General features: G+C 63.1%; 15 protein-coding genes and 1 tRNA gene. 11 read left to right on the forward strand and 5 right to left on the reverse strand.

What is annotated here, in order from left to right:
* The first annotated feature begins 3 nt into the window (after positions 1-3).
* From pncC to D779_RS20920, 8 genes are all read left to right on the forward strand, one after another.
* Positions 4-492: a nicotinamide-nucleotide amidase gene (pncC, locus tag D779_RS04965; RefSeq protein ID WP_408605995.1), complete on the forward strand. Its 489-nt coding sequence runs from the start codon at positions 4-6 to the stop codon at positions 490-492.
* Between the two features lie 275 nt (positions 493-767).
* Positions 768-1,808, forward strand: a complete 1,041-nt coding sequence (gene recA, locus D779_RS04970; RefSeq protein WP_043750334.1) for a recombinase RecA — start codon at positions 768-770, stop codon at positions 1,806-1,808.
* The gene (locus D779_RS04975; protein WP_043750337.1) at positions 1,805-2,287 is read left to right on the forward strand and encodes a regulatory protein RecX; all 483 of its coding nucleotides are present in this window, start codon (positions 1,805-1,807) and stop codon (positions 2,285-2,287) included. The genes recA and D779_RS04975 overlap by 4 nt, the downstream gene beginning before the upstream one ends.
* Before the next feature lie 39 nt (positions 2,288-2,326).
* Entirely contained in the window at positions 2,327-4,930 is a 2,604-nt protein-coding gene (alaS, locus tag D779_RS04980) for an alanine--tRNA ligase (protein ID WP_081763328.1), read from the forward strand.
* Between the two features lie 155 nt (positions 4,931-5,085).
* Complete coding sequence (locus D779_RS04985) at positions 5,086-6,315, forward strand: aspartate kinase (RefSeq protein WP_043750340.1); 1,230 nt, start codon at positions 5,086-5,088, stop codon at positions 6,313-6,315.
* A gap of 277 nt (positions 6,316-6,592) precedes the next feature.
* Positions 6,593-6,817 (forward strand): carbon storage regulator CsrA, encoded by a 225-nt coding sequence (gene csrA / locus D779_RS04990; RefSeq protein WP_043750344.1) that lies wholly within the window; start codon positions 6,593-6,595, stop codon positions 6,815-6,817.
* A gap of 147 nt (positions 6,818-6,964) precedes the next feature.
* Positions 6,965-7,055: transfer RNA gene (locus D779_RS04995), tRNA-Ser, on the forward strand.
* Positions 7,056-7,265: 210 nt separating this feature from the next.
* Positions 7,266-7,667, forward strand: coding sequence for an IS1182 family transposase (locus D779_RS20920; RefSeq protein WP_052347840.1), 402 nt, complete (start codon positions 7,266-7,268; stop codon positions 7,665-7,667).
* 280 nt (positions 7,668-7,947) lie between these two features.
* On the opposite strand, the gene D779_RS05005 is transcribed toward D779_RS20920, so the two are convergent.
* Entirely contained in the window at positions 7,948-8,517 is a 570-nt protein-coding gene (locus D779_RS05005; protein ID WP_157726317.1) for an SEL1-like repeat protein, read from the reverse strand.
* A 356-nt stretch (positions 8,518-8,873) separates the two neighbouring features.
* Between D779_RS05005 and D779_RS21525 the strand changes: the two genes are divergently transcribed.
* Positions 8,874-9,329: a pilin gene (locus D779_RS21525; protein ID WP_043750350.1), complete on the forward strand. Its 456-nt coding sequence runs from the start codon at positions 8,874-8,876 to the stop codon at positions 9,327-9,329.
* 271 nt (positions 9,330-9,600) lie between these two features.
* Here D779_RS21525 and D779_RS22085 read toward each other — a convergent pair whose 3' ends face one another.
* The 4 genes from D779_RS22085 to D779_RS05025 form a co-directional block, all read right to left on the reverse strand.
* Complete coding sequence (locus D779_RS22085; protein ID WP_157726318.1) at positions 9,601-9,765, reverse strand: hypothetical protein; 165 nt, start codon at positions 9,763-9,765, stop codon at positions 9,601-9,603.
* 138 nt (positions 9,766-9,903) lie between these two features.
* Complete coding sequence (locus tag D779_RS05015) at positions 9,904-10,827, reverse strand: mechanosensitive ion channel family protein (RefSeq protein WP_198295664.1); 924 nt, start codon at positions 10,825-10,827, stop codon at positions 9,904-9,906.
* Between the two features lie 145 nt (positions 10,828-10,972).
* Positions 10,973-13,645: a UPF0182 family protein gene (locus D779_RS05020; protein ID WP_043750353.1), complete on the reverse strand. Its 2,673-nt coding sequence runs from the start codon at positions 13,643-13,645 to the stop codon at positions 10,973-10,975.
* Positions 13,646-13,985: 340 nt separating this feature from the next.
* Positions 13,986-16,088 carry an HD domain-containing phosphohydrolase gene (locus D779_RS05025; protein ID WP_043750356.1) on the reverse strand — a complete coding sequence of 701 codons (2,103 nt, stop codon included), beginning with the start codon at positions 16,086-16,088 and terminating at the stop codon, positions 13,986-13,988.
* 158 nt (positions 16,089-16,246) lie between these two features.
* Between D779_RS05025 and D779_RS20925 the strand changes: the two genes are divergently transcribed.
* Positions 16,247-16,936: a transglutaminase-like cysteine peptidase gene (locus D779_RS20925; RefSeq protein WP_052347842.1), complete on the forward strand. Its 690-nt coding sequence runs from the start codon at positions 16,247-16,249 to the stop codon at positions 16,934-16,936.
* Positions 16,937-16,967: 31 nt separating this feature from the next.
* A partial coding sequence (gene smc, locus D779_RS05035; RefSeq protein WP_043750359.1) for a chromosome segregation protein SMC occupies positions 16,968-19,540 on the forward strand: 2,573 nt, incomplete at its 3' end.

Below are 19,540 nucleotides of genomic sequence, written 5' to 3' on the forward strand. Positions count from 1 at the left end.
ATGATGTCTTTCGACAGGCTGGCCGCTCGAATCGGCGAGCGGATGATCGCGCGCGGGCTCATGCTCGCCTGTGCGGAGTCGTGCACCGGTGGCTGGATCGCCAAGTGCGTCACGGACGTCGCCGGCAGCAGTGCCTGGTTCGACCGCGGCTTCGTGACCTACAGCAATGCGGCCAAGGAGGAGATGCTGGGCGTCGCGGCCGATACGCTCGTCCGGCACGGCGCGGTGAGCCGGGCCGTGGTCGAGGAGATGGTGGCCGGCGCCCTGGCGCGCAGCCGGGCCCAGGTGGCCTTGGCCGTGAGCGGAATCGCCGGACCGGGGGGCGGCACGCCGGACAAGCCGGTGGGGACCGTCTGGATCGCCTGGGGCCTGTCCGGCCGAGCGGTGCTGTCCAGGGTCTACGGATTCGACGGGGACCGTGACTCGGTCCGCCGCGAGACGGTCCGGGTCGCGCTGGAGCGGTTGCAGGATCTGCTGGCCGAGGATGGCTGATCGGCCATCCATGTGCGAGCGCGAGCCTTGATTTGGAAACAAGGCGTCATGCATCTCAATAGAGATGCTCGCTCATCATCGAGCGCCCATCCCGGTCGATTTCGATGGTGGCCCGCTGTGGGATATGACTCACGCGCGCTGGCTATGTCATAATTCGATGTTTTTACGGGGCGTCGAGCGCGAGCGCCGCGGTTATCAGCGTGCGATCCAAGAGTCAGACCAAAAACGGCCAGAAGCGAACTGATCAGAGGCGAACCGGGGTTAACGGAGATCCAATGGACGAGAACCGCAAGAAGGCATTGGCGGCGGCGCTGAGCCAGATCGAAAAGCAGTTCGGCAAGGGTTCGGTCATGCGCATGGGCGATGCCGGTGCCGTGCGCAATATCGAGGCCATCTCCACCGGTTCGCTCGGGCTCGACCTGGCGCTGGGGATCGGCGGCGTTCCCAAGGGGCGCGTGATCGAGATCTACGGTCCGGAGTCCTCGGGCAAGACGACCCTGACGCTGCACGTCGTTGCCGAGTGCCAGCGTCTCGGCGGCACGGCGGCCTTCGTCGATGCCGAGCACGCGCTCGATCCGGTCTATGCCGAAAAGCTCGGCGTCAACATGAACGATCTGCTGGTGTCGCAGCCGGACACCGGTGAGCAGGCCCTGGAGATCACCGACATGCTGGTGCGCTCCAATGCGGTCGATATCGTCGTGATCGACTCGGTCGCGGCCCTGACGCCCAAGGCCGAGATCGAAGGCGAGATGGGCGACTCGCACGTGGGCCTGCAGGCACGGCTCATGTCGCAGGCGCTGCGCAAGCTCACGGGCAACATCAAGCGCTCGAACTGCTGCGTCATCTTCATCAACCAGATCCGCATGAAGATCGGCGTCATGTTCGGCTCGCCCGAGACCACCACGGGTGGTAACGCGCTCAAGTTCTATGCCTCGGTGCGTCTGGACATCCGTCGCACCGGGAGCATCAAGAAGGGAGACGAGGTCATCGGCAACGAGACCAAGGTCAAGGTGGTCAAGAACAAGGTGGCCCCGCCCTTCAAACAGACCGAATTCGACATCCTCTACGGACAGGGGATCTCTCGCGAGGGCGAGATCATCGATCTGGGCGTGAACGAGGGCTTCATCGAGAAATCGGGTGCCTGGTACAGCTACGAGGGCAGCCGCGTGGGGCAGGGCAAGGACAATGCCCGCAACTTCCTGGTCGAGCATCCAGAGATCGCCCGGGAGATCGAGGCCAAGATCCGCGACAAGCTGTTGCCCAAGGCGGCTGCCGAGACCCCCGAGGCGGCCCCCGAGACGCTCCCGGAGGAGTGATTCTGAGCGCCCAGCCCAGACAATCCTCCGATTCGGACCCGGTCGTTGCCGCCCAGCGTCAGGCGCTGCGTCTGCTGGCCGGACGCGAGCATTCGCGGCTCGAACTGGAGCGCAAGCTCGCGTCGCGCGGATTCGACGCCTCCGCGATCGGCGAGGCGCTCGTCAGGCTCGAACGCGAGGGCGCGCTCGACGAATCGCGTCTCGCCGAGCGCTATGTCGAAGAGCGCATCGACAAGGGCTTCGGCCCGCTGCGCATCCGCAGCGAGCTGCGCAACAAGGGCGTCGACGACGCATTGATCGACCGCTGCCTTCAGGGCTCGAGCGAGACCTGGGAGGCGCGTCTGGCCGCGGTCTGCGACCGGCGCTTCGGCGCCGAGCCGCCCGAGGACCGCGCCGATGTCGCCCGGCGTGCGCGCTTTCTCGCGCAGCGCGGGTTTCCTACCGAATCCATCCGGCGCCTGTTGCGCTGGAACGACTGATCGGGCCCTCTCGACGAGCGGTCCATTCGAGATTTCTCCATGATCACCAGTGCAGAGCTTCGAGCGAGCTTCCTCGACTATTTCGCGCAACGTCAACACGAGCGGGTTGTCTCCAGCCCCCTTGTTCCCGCCAACGATCCGACCCTGCTGTTCACCAATGCGGGGATGGTCCAGTTCAAGGAACTCTTCCTCGGACGCGAGCGGCGCGACTATTCCCGAGCCGTGTCCTCCCAGCGCTGCGTGCGTGCCGGCGGCAAGCACAACGACCTGGAGAACGTCGGCTACACGGCGCGGCATCACACCTTCTTCGAGATGCTGGGCAACTTCAGTTTCGGCGACTATTTCAAGCGCGAGGCCATCCAGTTCGCCTGGGAATATCTCACCCAGGTGCTGTCCCTGCCGCCCGAGCGTCTCTGGATCACCGTCTACGAGGACGACGACGAGGCCGCCGACATCTGGCTGAAGGAGATCGGCGTCGACGCCGCCCGCTTCTCGCGCTGCGGCGCCAAGGACAACTTCTGGTCGATGGGCGATACGGGCCCCTGCGGCCCCTGCTCCGAGATCTTCTTCGATCACGGTCCCGAGATCCCGGGCGGCCCTCCCGGCTCGCCCGACGAGGACGGCGACCGCTACGTCGAGATCTGGAATCTGGTCTTCATGCAGTTCGACCGCGACGCCGAGGGCAAGCTGACGCCCCTGCCGCGTCCCTCGGTCGATACCGGCATGGGGCTGGAGCGTCTCGCGGCCGTGATGCAGGGCGTGCATAGCAACTACGACATCGACCTCTTCCGCCATCTGATCGATGCGGCGGCCGAGGTGACGGGCTGCGCCGACCGGGCCGACAAGTCGCTGCGGGTCATCGCCGACCACATCCGCTCGACCGTCTTCCTCATCATCGACGGGGTGATGCCGAGCAACGAGGGTCGCGGTTACGTCCTGCGCCGGATCATGCGCCGGGCGATCCGGCACGGCTATCGGCTCGGCTGCAGCGAGATCTTCTTCCATCGTCTGGTCGCGCCTCTGGTCGCCGAGATGGGCGAGGCCTATCCGGAGCTCGTGTCCTCGCAGTCGAACGTCGAGCGCGTGGTCAAGCTGGAGGAGGAGCGCTTCGCCGAGACGCTCGAGCACGGCATGGGCATCCTGGACGAGGCGATCTCGGCTCTGTCGGGCGACCGCATCCCCGGCGAGACCGTGTTCAAGCTCTACGATACCTATGGTTTTCCGGTCGACCTGACCGCAGACATCGCCCGTGAGCGCGGTCTGTCCCTGGACATGGACGGCTTCGAGCAGGCGATGGCGCAGCAGAAGGAGCGTGCCCGCGCCGCCAGTCAGTTCGGCGCGGCTCAGACCCGGGAGATCCAGGTCCAGGGCGAGACCGATTTCTGCGGCTACGAGCGTCTGCAGGAAGAGGCCACGGTCGTGGCCCTCTATCGCGAGGGTCAGTCCTGCGATGTGCTCGAAGCCGGAGAGGAAGGTCTGGTGATCCTCGACATCACGCCCTTCTACGGCGAGTCCGGCGGCCAGGTCGGGGATCGCGGCTGGCTGAGCACGGAGACCGGCCGCTTCGAGGTCGCGGACACCCAGAAGAAGGGCGAGGGCGTCATGATCCATGTCGGGCGCGTGCTAGAGGGCGTGCTGACGGTCGGCGACCGGGTCGACGCCCGGGTCGATGCCGAACGGCGTTCCGCCACCGCCATGAACCATTCGGCCACGCACCTGTTGCACGCGGCGCTGCGGGAGTTGCTGGGCGAGCACGTCCAGCAGAAGGGCTCCCTGGTCGGGCCGGAGCGACTGCGTTTCGACTTCTCGCACTTCGAACCGGTCGCGCGCGAGCAGTTGCTGGAGATCGAGCGTCTGGTCAATCGCGAGGTGCGCGCCAACCATCTGGTCGAGACCCGGATCATGAGCCTGGACGATGCCAAGGCGTCCGGCGCCATGGCCCTCTTCGGCGAGAAATATGCCGACCAGGTGCGGGTGCTGCGCATGGGCGACTTCTCCACCGAGCTGTGCGGCGGTACCCACGTCAAGGCGGTCGGCGACATCGGTCTGGTCAAGATCGTCGGCGAGACCGGCATCGCGGCCGGTGTACGCCGTATCGAGGCCATCACGGGCGCGACCGCGCTCGATTGGGTCGAGGCCGACGAGGATCGACTGCTGCGTCTGGCGGGTCTGCTCAAGGGCGGACGCGAGGACGTCGACGAGCGCGTCGTCCAGCTGGTCGAGCGCGCGCGCCGGCTCGAAAAGGAGCTGGAGCAGCTCAAGGGCAAGCTGGCCAGCTCGGCCGGTCAGGATCTGGCCTCGCAGGCCCAGGAAATCGAGGGCATCAAGGTGCTGGCCGCCCGGCTCGACGGCGCCGATCCCAAGAGCCTCCGAACCACCATGGACCAGCTCAAGGACAAGCTGGGTTCCGCCGTCATCGTGCTGGCGACCGAGTCCGACGGCAAGGTCAGTCTGGTCGCCGGCGTCACCAAGGATCTGACCGGCCGTCTCAAGGCCGGCGATCTCATCCGCGAGGTTGCGACCCTGGTCGGCGGCAAGGGCGGCGGGCGTCCCGACATGGCTCAGGCCGGCGGCAGCGATCCGGCCGGTATCCCGGGCGCGCTCGCGTCCGTGGACGGCTGGGTGAGAGGGCGTCTCTCCTGATCCTGTCGGGATCCACTCCGAATACATGACCCAGGCAGTGTCCGAGCGAGCGGGCCACTGGCCCGCTCTTCACTTTAATGGTGCACCTTCGTCGTGTACCTTCACCTTGAGTGTTGAAGATTGATGCAAGGCGACCTGCAGAGTAGAGGCAGTCTATGGCTCTGATCGTCCAGAAATACGGCGGGACATCCGTCGGCAGCGTCGAGCGGATCATGGCCGTGGCCGAGCGCGTCAAGCGTTGGCGCGACCAGGGCCACCAGGTCGTGGTGGTGGTGTCGGCCATGTCCGGCGAGACCGATCGTCTGATCGGGCTCGCGCGGCAGATCCAGACGCGGCCGGATCCCCGCGAACTCGACGTGCTCCTGTCGACCGGTGAGCAGGTCACCATCGCGCTGCTGAGCATGGCCCTATCGGCGCAGGGGTGTCCCGCGCGCTCCTATACGGGTGCCCAGGTTCACATCCTGACCGACAGCGCGCACAACAAGGCGCGGATCCGCGACATCGACGCCGCACGGGTCAAGGCCGATCTCGAGGCCGGCCGCGCGGTCGTGATCGCGGGCTTTCAGGGCATCGACGAGCAGGGCGACATCACGACCCTGGGGCGTGGCGGATCCGATACCTCGGCGGTCGCCATCGCCGCGGCGCTCAAGGCCGACGAATGCCAGATCTACACGGATGTGGACGGCGTCTACACGACCGACCCGAGGGTCGAGCCCAAGGCGCGCAAGCTGGACCGCATCACCTTCGAGGAGATGCTCGAAATGGCCAGCCTTGGCTCCAAGGTGCTCCAGATCCGCTCGGTCGAGTTCGCCGGAAAGTACAAGGTCCCATTGCGCGTCCTCTCCAGCTTCGGCGAGGGAGAGGGCACATTGATCAGTTTCGAGGAAGAAGCCGTGGAAGACGCCAAGATCTCAGGAATCGCGTTCAGCCGCGACGAGGCCAAGTTGACCGTGCTCGGCGTGCCGGATCAGCCGGGCGTGGCGCACCAGATCCTGGGCCCGATCGCCAAGGCCAATATCGAGGTGGACATGATCGTCCAGAACATCGCCGCTCAGGAGGCGATGACGGACTTCACCTTCACCGTTCATCGAAACGACTATGCGCGGGCATTGGAGATTCTGGAGACTTGCGCCAAGGCATTGGGCGCTCGACAGGTCCTCGGCGACGAGCAGATCGTCAAGATTTCACTGGTCGGTGTCGGGATGCGCAGCCATGCCGGTATCGCGAGTCGCATGTTCGAGGCCCTCGCGGGGGAAGGGATCAATATCCGCATGATCTCCACCTCGGAGATCAAGATATCGGTCGTCGTGGACGAGAAGTACCTGGAACTCGGCGTGAGGACGCTGCATGACGCCTTCGGGCTGGATCAGGCGGTAGCCGTTTGAGGGCTGCCATGTAGGATAGACCGCTGGTCGGGACGGGGTCCGTTTCCGATCTTTTATCCGCTATTGGTGACCTAATTACCAGTTGGGATACCGGGGTGTAGCGAGAATGGTATGCGCTATGGTGGAACCATAGCTTGCTGGTAGAATTCCAAGGTGAGAGGCTTCTCTCATGCTTGGTCTGGGGGTGGTTCAACCCCCCGGGTGCGGCACTGAATGGGTCGAAAAGCCGGGGCGGAAAATCATCGTTTCGGATAAGGGATAGTAGGGAGAAATAAAGATGTTGATATTGACTCGCCGGGTTGGCGAAACCCTGATGATCGGTGACGAAGTCACCGTGACCGTTCTTGGCGTCAAAGGCAATCAGGTGCGGATTGGCGTCAACGCGCCCCGTGATGTCGCCGTGCATCGTGAAGAGATCTATGAGCGGATCAAACGAGAGCAGGCGGAATCTGGTCAAGGCACCAATGTGGCCGGACCCGGACACGCCGGTCAGCTCGACTGACTAGCATGCCAAGGCTGGACCTGATAGAATGGCCAGCCTTGATCGGTCGTTGATCGCGTTGGCCCGAACATTCGGAGTCATCTTTGGCTAAGATATTCGGGTAGACGCCGCGCAGTTGCACAGCGCGATCACGGGCGATGCAAATTCGGAGAGATGGCCGAGTGGCTGAAGGCGCTCCCCTGCTAAGGGAGTATAGGCTAATCCCCTATCGAGGGTTCGAATCCCTCTCTCTCCGCCATTCCCCAACGTTCCGGCTTTTCCTTCTAAATCAACTACATAGAAGGGTGGCTGGAAGTCGTTACCCCCACGCTTTACCCACACGTAAGACCGCTGCATCAAGCACTTCGCTTGCGCGACTGCTAGTCGTATCGGTGGGTCGAGAGACGTCGGACCTGTTCCCGGCGACGGTCCAAGAGTGCCTGTCGGAGGGCCATCTGGCGCGGTTCGGGTGGAGATCGTCGATCAGCTGGATCTCAGCGAGGCGGTGAACGCTTACGCCAGCACCGGCTCGCGGCCCTATCACCCGGCGATGCTGGTGGTGTCGCTGCTTTATGGCTATGCGACCGGGGTGTTTTTCAGCCGCAAGCTGGCGCAAGCGCGCCATGACTCGATCGACTTTCGCTACATCTGCGCCAACACCCATCCTGACCACCGCACCATCGCCGACTTCCGCAAACGCTTCCTCGACGAGTTGGCGGGGCTGTTCACCCAAGTGCTGCTCATTGCGCAGGCGAAGCTCGGCACGGTGAGCCTGGGCGGAACCAAGGTCAAAGCCAGCGCGAGCAAGCGCAAGGCGCTGAGCTGGGAGCATGCCAACCGCCTGGAGGAGCAGCTCAAAGGCGAGGTCTAGGAGCTGATACGGTTGTGGCCGAGCAGGCCGACAACGCTGCGCGGCCCGATGCCTTGGACATTCCGCGGGAACTCAAGCGACGCGAACAGCGCCTGGACGTCATCGCCGCTGCCTCAGTCTCACCGACGCCGAATCGCGGATCATGCCCACGGCTGGCGGTGGCTTCGAGCATGCCTACAACGCCCAGGCCGGAGCGATATCGAGACGCACCTGATCGTCGACCGGAACCGAAGTCGGACAGCCTCCTAGGCACTGATACGACGCCGAACCCAGGATGGGTTCAGTCGAGACTGCCAGGCGCGTTCAAGACGCCCACAATTGCCTTGCGCTCCACTATATCCAAGGCGTCATCTAAGGCTTTGGCATCCTGCATCGCTCTTAGCTCTTTCCCTTTCGGGCTCTGCAAGAACCACAGCAAGCGCTCCGCAACGAAGTGTCCTTTGGCGGATGCGTGGCTCAACATGGTGAGTCCAGCATCCTCGTCGCGTGACGCACCATTACCGGAGATATGTTTGCGGCCCAGGTAACACATGGCGTCAGGATAGAACTGATTGGCAGATAGAGTCAGCCAGCTGTAAGCTGGCTCTAAATGTCCCTCGGAAAACAACAGTAAAGCCAGATCGCACTGAGCTTTAGGGTCTCCCGCATCGGCGTTAGCAAGCATCTCATAATCTTCAGGTGTCACGTTAACGACAAAATGCGGCTGTATTTCCATCAGGCTTAGCATCGTCTTTGCACCAGGCGAACGATCATCTGAAGCGGACAAGCGACCATCTTTGATCCATCGCCACAAGGTGCGTTTGCTCCATCCTGTGAGTGAAGTCGCAGTATTCAAGCTGATAGTGTGCATGAGGCATCTCATCTTCGAGTGGGTGAAGCCATCAGAGTCTATGGGGAACTGATGCAACATCCGGTGTGACACTCATCTTTCTGTCACACCCTGGGGTGTGACATCTGGCTGCCTTGGCGCAGATGGGGGAGTGCCAACCTCAGGAGTCTGTAGGTCGCACCAAGGAGTCTACGTAATTTGTTTATTTTAAACAAATCCTTATCCTTTATGTGATCGATGGCATGCTCTCTGCTTAAGAGCCGGCAGGAGGCCGAAGGAGAGTGCCGCTGACCAGACGTCAAAGGCTAGAGCCCGCAGCGACCTCCTCGTTCAGGTGATTTTATTCTCTACTGCTACTACTCATTACGGAGTGACTCATGAAAAAGCATCAGGCTGGCTTTACCTTGATCGAACTTATGATCGTTGTGGCGATCATTGGTATTTTGGCGGCGATTGCGATTCCGGCTTATCAAGACTACACAGTTAAATCGCAGGTTTCCGAAGCATTCACGATCCTTGATGGACTAAAAACAAACATTGAAGAAGAGCTGGCAAATGGCACATGCCCTGATAATAGTAGTGCTGCGGTTGGTTCAATTGCAGCATCTTCTAACATTCAGGGCAAATATGTTGTCTCCGCGACAACTGCCGGTACCGCTCCCGCTTGCACTGTAACATTAACTTTTGCTGGTGGCGCTCCAGCTGCTTCGGCAATCCAAGGAAAAACAGTTGTTGTTCAGAGAAGCGAAAGTGGCGGTGTGGCTACTTGGCAAACGCCCAGCTCAGGTGCTGGAACAACTGACTCCAAATATCTGCCGAAAGCTTTTCAATAATCATATAATAACCAGGATAGTGTGAGTAAACTTCAGTACGGCGGAAGTTAGCAAGATAGAATGTGTAGAATGGACACGATATGACATCGACCTTTTGCCCGAACGTCGACTGGCCGTGAACTCCATCCAATCCTGCTCTTTCGCCTGACCTAGCAGCGCCCTCGGGAAACCGGGGGCGTTTCTCGTTGTGTGGCCCCCCGCTGGTCTCGTATGAACTGGAAGAGACTTCCCGTTAGCGCATAGGTCACAAGTTAAGGAAAACGCTGTAATGTCAACCGGATACCAATGGGGCCTGACTTTGCTGGCGTTTCGGCTTGCGCGCGCGTTTGATGATGCCCAGATCGCGGGCCTCCTCGGCCAGATACCTGACCGGGTCGGTCGTCGGGTCGCGCTCCATGGCGCCGACGACGAACCCACGGCCGAGCAGGGGCAGCACCAAGGCGCTGCATATCACGAAACCGGCAAAGCTTAAATTCAGGAAAAAATTGTCCTGGACATGGGGTCCACTTCAACTCGCCCCTGTAGTCGCCGACGATGATTGTCGGTTGCACGGCCGACCGTCCTGGTCGATGGACTAGGACGACTCGACAGAGGGGGGCGCCTCAGGGTTTCCACCGGACGCTGGCGCATCCGCGCGGATGCGCAGATCTTCCTTGAAGGTCAAGGTCCGGTACGGGAAGGGGATCTCGATTCCGGCTGCGTCGAGCGCATGCTTGACCGCTGCAATGACCTTGTCCCGCGATACCCGCTCGTCGATCGGACGCGACCCTGTCCACCAGGTGATCTCGAAGTCGATCGAGCTGCTGTTGAATTCGCGCGCGAAGACCTGGATCGGAAGCGTGTCCGACACCGCGTCGACGGACTGGACGGCCTGGGTGATGACCTCGCGGGCGGCATCCACGTTCTCGCCGTAGGCGACGCCGCAGATCAGGGTCATTCGTCGCTCCTCCAAGTCCGTCTTCACGAAGACCGGGTTCTTGAACAGCATGGCATTGGGGACCATGACCAGCTGTCCGTCGGTGCGGCGAATGTAGCTGTCGCGGATGGTGATCTTCTGGACCCTTCCCTCGATGCCCTCGCACTCGATGTAATCGCCCAGGCGCATCGGGTCGCGCAACAGGATCATGAGCCCGGCGATGAAGTTCTCGAAGATGTCCTTGAAGGCCAGGCCGATGGCCAGGGAGCCGAGGCCCAGGCCGGCGAGCACCTTGGTCGGCGTCAGATTCGGCATCGCAAGGACGGCGGCGATCAATAGTCCCAGCATCCAGACGGCGATGGTTACGAGCGTGCGCAGAACCTCCACCAGCGAGGGACGAACGCGCGAGCGGAACGGAAACTTGGCGAACAGGATTCCGACCAGCTTGGCGGCGATCCAAGTGACGAGAAGCACCAGGAGTGCGGCCAGTCCCTGAGGGATGAAGGCGACCATCGATTGAAGGATGCCGCCGATCTGGTCGGCGATGATTGCAACGGGTTCGATATCGACTAAATCTCTCATATTCTCTGTCGTCTATTTCCGTCCCGGCCGGAATGGGCCGGTGTCATGGCGTGCCCCAGGGACGAGGTTTCGAAATCGAGTTCCTCGGTTCGATACCGGCCTATCCGTAGGTGCGCTCCCCGAGCGGCCCCGGCCGGGGTCGCTTTCAGCCGTCGCCCGTAGGCTGCGGCAGCCTCTCGGGCGGCGTAACCCTAGGACTGCTGGTCGGTGGCGCCAGTTTCTGAGTGGGCTCGGGTCTGTTGGTGACCTGCTCGATTCGCTCATTGAGACCATTGAGGCTCTCGGGCAGCGAATCCTTCATGACGGCGAGTTCGCCTTGACTCACGATGAAGCGGGCCAGCTCCGGGATGCTCGCCGTCGTGGTCGCCTCGAGAAAGACGCCCTGGATATAGCTGATGACTCCGTTGACCGGGACGATGATGATGCGGCCTCGGATCGCTCGGGAGCCCTCTTGATTCCAGAGCGTGAACTGCTGGGTGATGTCTGGATCCTGCTTGACCACGGCGTCGAACTGAGCGGGTCCGTAGACGAGCTTACCCTTTGGGAAGTCGTAGGTGACGATGCGTCCATAGTTGTCTCCGTCGCATCCGGCGACCATCAAGGCCCGTAGGTTGCGTTTGTCCTTCGGGTTCATGGGTACGAACAGGTTGTACTCGAATCGCTCGGGATCGATGAGATTCAGCGTCAGATAGTAGGAGTCGATCGTCTCGACGCGGTTTCTCCAGTGCACCTGCGGCAGGACCCAGAGGTCCTCCTGCTTGTAGAAGGTGCCGGGGTCCGTCTGGTGATAGGTCGCATAGACGTCCGCCTGAACGTCGAACAGGGTCTTGGGGTAGCGGACGTGGCGCTTGAGCGCGTTCGGCATCGCATCGAAAGGCTCGAAGAGACCCGGATAGATGCGTGCGTAGGCGCTAACGATGGGGTCGTCCCGATCGGTCACGTAGTAGTCCACGCTGCCGTTGTAGGCATCTACCACGATCTTCACCGAGTTGCGGATGTAGTTGACGCGTCGGCTGGAATGCTCGAGCTGCACCTCGTGGGGCGCGGCGTAGGGATAGCGGGACGAGTAGGTGTAGGCGTCCTGGATCCAATAGATTCCGCTCGGTGTGATGACGGCGTAGGGATCCGGATCGAGCATCAGGAAGGGCGTCAGGTGCGAGATGCGCTCGACCACATTGCGTCGGAACAGCAGGCGGCTGTCGGCGTTGGTCTGCGTGGTATAGAGAATGTTCTTCTCTTGGAAATAGAGCGCGAACATCATCTTCCGGAACAGCGTATCGACCGGCACGCCGCCGCTCCCCTGGTAGTCGCTCAGCTTCACGTCGTTGCCGGTCGCATAGTCGATCTCGCGACTGTCGTTCGGCGCGATGACCGGCGTGTTCTGGCGCATTCCATAGTAGATCGCCGGCTGGCTGGTCTGAAGGCCGTAATCCGAGGTCGGCGGAATGTCCTTGACGATCCATGTCATAGGGCCCGAGCGCTCCTGTGCCGCCGGCGTCATCGCGATGCCAAACCCGTGCGTGTACTTGAGCCAGCGATTCACCCAGGTCTGAGCGGATGACGGAAGCCTGTCCAGGTCGATTTCGCGCGGCGTCAGAAAGACCTGCATGTAATCGTCGCGAAGGCTGTAGCGATCGACGTCGACGCTGTCGAAGCGATAGTAGGTGCGGATTTCCTGCAGCTCCCGATACACCTTGAGCAGGGTCTTCTCGTCCCAGATGGGGGCGTTCCGCAGGCCGATCTGCACCTCCGGCGTCGTGAGATCCCAGGACCCCTCGCGAATGGGATACTCGCGTCTTTCGACGTCCTGAAGCCCATAGGCATCGAGGGTCGCCTCGATATTGTGGGCGATATACGGCTTCTGCACGGCGATCTCGTTGGGCGTGACCACGAACTCCTGCATGAGATCCGTCGTGGCCGGCAGATGTCTGATACCGATGATCGCGAAGAGGGCCAGGATCGAAACCAGGAGCGTCTTGGCGCCCTTTCCCGTGTTGACGAAGTAGATGAAAACGACGCCGACGATCAGGAGCATCGCCATGCTGGCGACGATCAGCGGAAGCGTCACAGTCATTTCCAGATACCCGGGGCCGAAGAAGACGGGGAGATGCTTGTCGGTATAGAGCAGCAGATCCGCCTGCAGCGCGAAATACCAGGCCCCGGTCAGAAACGTCAGAAAGACGATGAGTCCGAGATGGATTCTTGCGCCGCGCCGCCAGCGATGGGTCGGTTTGGGCAGTGCGCGCATCTCGAGCCAATAGAGCGCGAGCAGACCCAGTAGCACGATGCCGAATGACAGCAGCAGCTCGCGGAAGAGCAGAAGATAGATCGGCAGCGAGAACAGGTAATAGCTGACGTCCTTCCCGTAGACCGGATCCGATATGCCGGCGCTGGGCGCGGTCAGGTAGAGCAGGGCGCTTTCCCAATGCGCGTAGAGAGGCAGCGAGAGGAGGATGGCCAGCCCCAGCGTCAGCGGCAGGTAGAAGAGCAGCGAGCGCTGCTGGAACTTGTCGTAGATCCTCCGATAGGCGCGGCGTTTGGGGCCTTCCTCCTTCAGGAGCGGATGCCGCGCGCCCAGGTATTTGGCGCCGATCCAGAAGTTGAGAAAGAAGATGGCGAAGAAGAGGGCCGCCGCTAGCCCGAACACGAGGTAGCGATAGATCAAACGGGACCAGAAATAGGGCTCGTACCCCAGAGACTTGAACCACCAGAGATCGACGATGAAGCGGTTGAAGAAGTATCCGAGTGCGAGTCCGATGAGCGCGGTCGCCAATAATGCGCTCAGAAGGATGAGTATCGCTTTCGCCGGTTTTCGCATGACTCTCCTCGTTGGATGCTGGCGTCCGTGGGGCGGAAAGGCCCGAGAGATGTCGAGCGGCCTCCGCTGGGTGAGATGCCGCTGGTCTTGTATGGACGCAACCTTGACAGGAGTTAACGCAAAAATAATGCCGCTATCCGGCTGGGTGCCGTGTCACCGAGTTCCATTCTGAGCTGGCCCTCGAGATCGATCCCGATACTGGTTCCAAAGCCTGTGGATATGGGGTATTTGCCGAGGCTGGCGGTGCAAAACCCCCTCTTGAGGGCCGAGGCTCCGCTACCAAGAGCCGGGGAGCCGACTCGAGACTTCTATCTGTCCGAATGGATTCGGGCGGTGTCTATCAAGCACGCCGCGTCATCGCCATCCAGGTCTCTCTACCGCCTTGGTTGTTGAGGTAGTTGAGCAGGCTCAGCACCGCGCGCTTGTCGAAACGGCGGCCGATCTCCTCCATCAGCATGCCTTCGACCTCGTCCAGCGATTTGGGCTCGCGGAAGGCGCGCGGACTCTGGAGCGCGACGAAGCAGTTGGCCACGGCCACCGCTTTGGCCGTGGGGATGATCTCGTCGCCGCTGAGGCCGTGGGGCCGTCCCTCGCCGTCTGGACGCTCGTTGATCTGGCGCAGGGTTTCGACCACAGGTCCATCGAACTCGATGTCCTCGAGTAGGTTGGGGCCTTCGTCGAGGGCCTGACGAACGATGGCGCGCTCTTCCTCGTCGAATTCGCCCTTCTTGGTCAGCAGCGCGCGCGGTATGCGAATCTTGCCGATGTTGGCCAGTCGGGCCGCTTGGTCGGCGGTATCGACTAGGGTCGCTTCGAGTCCCATGCCCTCGGCGATATGGCGCGCGATCAGGGCCGTGTCGCTGGATTGGTGGGCCGCATCCGGATCCCGCTCGTCGACGAGTCCGACCAGGGTATCGATCAGCTGCCAGGTGTTGCGTTCCCGGCGGGCGCGCTCGCGCATCAGGTCGGTCAGGTCCTGGATGGTGGTCAGGATCTTGGTCGGCGTTCCTTCGGCCGCTTCGAGCGGACAGTGGTAGGAGTGCCAGATCTGCTCACGGCCGTTCTCGTCCACGAAGTGCGAGATCTTGTGTGTGGACCGGCCCGTGTTCAGCACCTCTTGGTCGATCGCGTTCAGACGGCCGCCTATGTCATGGCCCAGAAGGCCGATCAGGCTGTGCGCCTTGGGGGCTCCGGACCTGTCCTCATGCAAGAGATCGCCCCTGATCTCGTCCTGATCGACACCGCAGATCTCGGCCATGCGTCGGTTGCAGAAGGTCACGCCGTTGGCGGCGTCGGTGACGAAGATGGGATGGGGCTGGGCGTCGGTGACCGTATTGAGGAACTGCCATAGGGATTCGAACCGCTCGGCCGATTCCTGGTGCCGGCGGGCCGACTCCTCGGCGCGTCTGGCGGCCTCCTCGGCCTGGTGCGAGGTGGAGTAGCGCCAGGCGACCAGGAGTCCGGCCCCGAACAGCAGCAGCACGGCGGTCAAGGCGACGATCAGGCTGGTCTGACGGGCATTGGTCTGGGCCAGGGCCTCTTCCTGGGCGATCTTGTGAACCAGGACCCATGGCGTGCCGGGGATCTTGCGGCTCACCGCGAAGCAGTCGACCGCCCCATAGTCCAGCCCCTCGTGGAAACGCCCCGGCCCGCTCAGGGCGGCGACGTCGATCAGTCCCTCGGAGTTGACGGCCAGGCTCTTCGACAACGGTCGGCTGCCGTCGCGCAGGGGCGTCAGATACTGGACCTGGTTGCCAGCACGCCGGATCAGATAGGACTCCGCGGTTTTGGCGGTCGAGCCTGGCTGTTCGAGCGCCTCGAAGAAGCGTGCGTCGACCTGGCGCAATCCGGCGACGCGTGCGATGACCTCGGCCTTGCTCGTTCCCGTTTGCTCGTAGACGGGGACGACGAGGCCGAGGATGGGATTGGTCGTCTTGCCCTGATGGAGATCCCAGAATCCGCGCTCGGTCGGCGGGGTTTCGGAGAGGAAGCTCGCGAGCCGGCCCTCGATCGGCGGCATGCCGATGGTGGAGGCGATGGTTCCGCCGTCCGGATCCAACAGCGCCAGACCTCCCGTACCCAGCGGCTTGGTGTTGGCCGGAAGATCGGTGGTCAGGCGCTCCGGGGCGAAGCCGAACTGTTCGGCCTTGGCGATCAGCAAATTGCGCAGATAGTCGCGTTCCGATCGGTCGCCGCCACTGTTGGCGATCACGCTCACATAGACCTGCAGAGATGCATTGTCGGCCAGTCCGCCGAGCACCTCGAACTGGGACCGGAGCCATGCGCTTACAGCCTCGGCTCGGCTGTCGACGAGGATGTTCATCCGCGCCTGCAGATTCTGGACGTCGCGTTCACGCTCGGAGGCGGCGAACATCAGGATGCCTTGGAAGGCGATGAGCAGGGTCGCGACCAGTGCCGCGGCCGCGTAGATCCGTTGCTTCACGGTTCCGACTCCTGGATAGCGGCGGTCGTTCGCCTCTCGTACCGAATTGCCGCGCGACGTGGGTTTGGCGCTATCATGGGGGCAGTCTCCGTGTCAGCAGGTAGCGGCCGACCTCGTCCATGAGCGAATCATGCCATTGTTTCTAGCATGGTCCGAGTATGCAATCCATCGCCATGGTGATTCGCCCACACACTGGATCGCATGTTCGCCGCCGATTCTGTCTCATCCTATCCCTGATCGTCCTCGCGGTCGGGTCGATCGATCGAGGGCGGGCGGATTCCGGACTGGCGGCCGGCGAAGTGTTCGGCTACATCGGCAAGAAGTTCACCGATCTGCGCCCCCTCCCGAAATGGAATACCCTGCTCATGCGCTATCGCGATGAGGAAGGAAGGGATGCGGATTGCCGGTCCCGGGGGCGAGGCAACTGTCCCTACACCGAATGGAAGGCCCTGATCGATCGGCTTGAGGGGCTTGACCGTCGCACCCAGGTCGAGGAGGTCAACCGCTTCGCCAACGACTGGCGCTACGTGACGGACCCGGTCAACTGGGGGGTGGACGACTACTGGGCGACGCCGGGCGAGTTCTTCGCCAAGGCTGGCGATTGCGAGGACTATGCGATCGTCAAGTTCATGAGTCTGCGCGCGCTCGGATTCGACAACGCGGATCTGAGCCTGGTCGCCGTGATGGACCTCAACCTGGATGTCGGACACGCCGTCCTCCTGGTGGAGGTCCAGGGCCAGACGCTGCTGCTGGACAATCAAATCAAAAGGGTCGCGCCGGCGGTGTCCGTGCGGCACTACAAGCCCGTGTTTTCCGCGAACGAGAAGGTCTGGTGGCTGTTCAAATGACTTGGCTCATCACTATGTGGCACGCTGACTGATGCGGCTCGAAAAGATCAAGCTCGCCGGGTTCAAATCCTTCGTCGACCCGACCGCCGTGTCGTTTCCCAGCAACCTGATCGGCGTGGTCGGTCCCAACGGCTGCGGCAAGTCGAACGTCATCGACGCCGTGCGCTGGGTCATGGGCGAGAGCTCGGCCAAGATGCTGCGCGGCGAATCCATGGCCGACGTCATCTTCAACGGCAGCACTGGGCGCAAGCCGGTCGGCGTGGCCAGCATCGAGCTGATCTTCGACAACGGCGACGGTGCCGCCGGGGGCGAGTACGCGGCCTTCAACCAGATCTCGGTCAAGCGTCAGGTCTCGCGCGACGGGCAGTCGTCCTACTTCCTGAACGGGTCCCGCTGCCGCCGCCGCGACATCCAGGATCTCTTTCTCGGAACCGGTCTGGGGCCCCGTTCATACGCCATCATCGAGCAGGGCACGATCTCGCGCATCATCGAGGCCCGGCCCGAGGATCTGCGTCTCTTCCTGGAGGAGGCGGCGGGCATCTCCAAATACAAGGAACGCCGTCGCGAAACCGAGAACCGGATGCGCCATACGCGCGAGAACCTGGACCGGCTCGACGACCTGCGCGAGGAGGTCGGCAAGCAGCTGCAGCATCTCGAACGCCAGGCGGCGACGGCCGAGAAATACACCCAGCTCAAGGCGGACGAGCGCCGTCTCGACCAGGAGCTGAAGGCCCTGCGCTGGCGCCTGCTCGACGAAGAGATCCAGGGCATGGACCGCCGTCTCGGCGAGGCCGAGGTCGCGACCGAGGCCGGACTGGCGCGTCAGCGTCGTCTGGAGGCCGACATCGAGGCACGCCGCGCCGATCTGAGCGCGGCCTCCGACCTCTTCAACGAGGTCCAGGGCCGCTTCTATGCCGTCGGCACCGAGATCGCCCGCGCCGAGCAGGCGATCCAGTTCGCCAACGAGGAGCGCGGCCGGCGCGAGGCCGAGCTGGTTCGGCTGGAGCAGGAATTCCACGAGGCCAACGCCAATCTGGAGCGCGACCGCCAGCGCCTGACCGAGATCGACCAGGAGCTTGAGCGTCACGAGCCCGAACTGAAGCAGGCCGAGGCCGAACTCGGCGATGCGGCGGGTACCCTCATGACCCTGGAGGATCGTCTCAAGGCCTGGGAGGCCGACTGGGACGGCTTCAATCAGGCCGCCGCCAAACCGGCCGAGCAGGCCCAGGTCGAGCGCGCACGCATCAATGCCCTCGAGCAGTCCATGGGGCGCGATCACGAGCGGCTGCGTCGTCTCGAGGAGGAACTGGGTCGTCTCGATACCAATGGCGTGACCGGGCGGATCGAGGAGCTCGGCGAGCGCGAAGCCATCCTGGCCGAACGTATCGACGCACTCTCGGAGGATCGTCGGCGCCAGGGCGCCGAGCTGTCCTCGATGGACGAAGGATTGCGCAGTCAGGCCGACGAGCTGGCCCGGGTGCGCACCCAACTCCAGGAATCCAAGGGGCGTCTGGCCTCCCTGGCCGCGCTGCAGGACGCGGCGCTGGCCGATCCGGACGGCGATTGCGCGGCCTGGCTGGAGGCTCGGGGACTCTCGGATGCTCCGCGTCTGGTCGATCGACTGACGGTCGAGCCGGGGTGGGAGCGGGCGGTCGAGACGCTGCTCGGTGATGCCTTGCGCGCCGTGGGAGCGTCGGGACTCGAGCCCCATGTCGGTCCGGGGGACGATCTGGCGCCCGGTCTGATGCTGTTCGATCCCGATGCGCCGGTCCCCATGCCCGTCTCCGGTACCGGCTCGGACAGTCTGGCGGAGCGTGCTCGATCGCCCTGGCCGCTCGTCCATCTGCTGCGCGGTGCGCGTGTCGCCGACTCGCTGGCCGATGCGCTGTCCGGGCGCTCGGCGCTGGCGGCCGACGAGCGCTGGATCACCCGCGAAGGCATCCAGGTCGGACCGAACTGGCTGGCGACGCCGGCCGGCTCGCCGACCGGGGGCATGCTCGAGCGTGCGGAGACGATCAAGAAGGTGCGGGCCGAGATCGAGGATCTCCTGGGACGCGAGTCCGAACTGCTGGACCGGGAGCAGGAGTTGCGTGCCGCGCGTGCCGAGATCGAGCAGTCGCGCGACGCGGTCGAGCGCGAACTGTCCGCCTGCGAGCGCGAACGTTCGACGCTCGGGTCCGAACTCAGCAGCCTCGAGACCCGGCGCGAGCATCTGCTGGAGCGCCAGCGCGCGCTCGAGACCGAGCGCGAGGAGCTGCGTGTCCAGGAGTCCGAGTCCATCGCGGAGATGGAGGAGACGCGCGAGCGGCTGCACGCTCTGCTGGCCGAGGTGGATGCATTGGCCGAGCGGCGCGAATCCATGTCGGCCGAGCGCGATCGGCTGCGCGACGCCGTCGCCGAGGCGCGCGCCGGCGAGCGTGCCTGTCGCGATCGGGCCCAGGGGCTCCTGGTCAATCTCGAGGCCAATCGCGCCGCCCGTCAGGCGACCGTCCAGAGCCTGGAGCGTGCGCGCGAGCAGCAGGTCCAGCTCGCCGAGCGGCGCGAGGCATTGATCGAGGCGCTCGAGGAGGGCGTCGAGCCGCTGGCCGAACAGCGCGAGCGGCT

The sequence above is a fragment of the Imhoffiella purpurea genome, from assembly GCF_000585215.1.
In the GTDB taxonomy this organism is placed as follows: Bacteria; Pseudomonadota; Gammaproteobacteria; order Chromatiales; family Chromatiaceae; genus Imhoffiella; species Imhoffiella purpurea.